A 1,160-nucleotide genomic window follows, 5' to 3' on the forward strand; every position below is an offset into this window, starting at 1 on the left:
GATTCGGGGCCTGCACAACCTCAGCCAGCGTCCTATGGCCATCACCGGTCCGGTCGTTATCCGTCCGAGGATGTACCTGGCACTGTCCTACGATCACCGTCTGATCGATGGCAAAGAAGCTGTGACCTTCCTGGTGACCATCAAGAACCTGCTGGAAGATCCGGCTCGTCTGTTGCTGGATATCTGATAGAAGCAGTCGCGGGTTTCAAGTTTCAAGCTGCAGGAAAGGGCAGCTTGGCTTGGAGCGCGCGGCTTGAAGCTTTTCGCTAAAGAGGAATTTTTGAATGTCGCAGAAATTTGACGTAGTAGTGATCGGTGCTGGCCCTGGCGGCTACGTAGCAGCCATCAAGGCCGCGCAGCTGGGTCTGACCACTGCCTGCATCGAGAAGTACACCGACGCCGAAGGCAAGCAAGCCCTGGGCGGCACCTGCCTGAACGTCGGCTGCATTCCTTCCAAGGCGCTGCTGGACAGCTCCTGGAAATACAAGGAATCGAAAGAAAGCTTCAACGTTCACGGTATCTCGACCGGCGAAGTCAAAATGGACGTTGCGGCGATGATTGGCCGCAAGGCTGGCATCGTCAAGAACCTGACCGGCGGCGTTGCCACCCTGTTCAAGGCCAACGGCGTTACTTCGATCCAGGGCCACGGCAAACTGCTGGCTGGCAAGAAAGTCGAAGTCACCAAGCCAGACGGTTCGGTTGAAGTCATCGAAGCTGAAAACGTCATCCTGGCTCCAGGTTCGCGTCCTATCGACATTCCACCGGCTCCGGTTGATCAGAAAGTCATCGTCGATTCGACTGGCGCACTGGAATTCCAAGCCGTACCTAAGCGTCTGGGCGTGATCGGCGCTGGCGTGATCGGTCTGGAACTGGGTTCGGTGTGGTCGCGTCTGGGTTCTGAAGTAGTTGTCCTGGAAGCTCTGGACACTTTCCTGATGGCAGCGGACACCGCTGTTTCCAAGGAAGCGCTGAAAACCCTGACCAAACAGGGTCTGGACATCAAGCTGGGCGCTCGCGTCACCGGTTCGAAAGTGAACGGCGACGAAGTCGTTGTCAGCTACACCGATGCCAACGGCGAACAGACCATCACTTTCGACAAGCTGATCGTAGCCGTTGGTCGCCGTCCGGTGACCACTGATCTGCTGGCTGCCGATAGCGGT

At 57.2% G+C, this 1,160-nt stretch carries 2 protein-coding genes; both read left to right on the forward strand.

The genetic code is table 11. From position 1 onward, the window contains the following. The coding region (locus tag ACIOVB_RS27840) for a 2-oxo acid dehydrogenase subunit E2 (protein ID WP_401272316.1) at positions 1–187 on the forward strand (187 nt) is incomplete at its 5' end. Positions 188–284: 97 nt separating this feature from the next. Continuing rightward, the coding region (locus tag ACIOVB_RS27845) for an FAD-dependent oxidoreductase (protein WP_401272317.1) at positions 285–1,160 on the forward strand (876 nt) is incomplete at its 3' end.

Origin of the sequence: Pseudomonas sp. NPDC087639 (assembly GCF_044743385.1) — a bacterium.
GTDB lineage: Bacteria > Pseudomonadota > Gammaproteobacteria > Pseudomonadales > Pseudomonadaceae > Aquipseudomonas.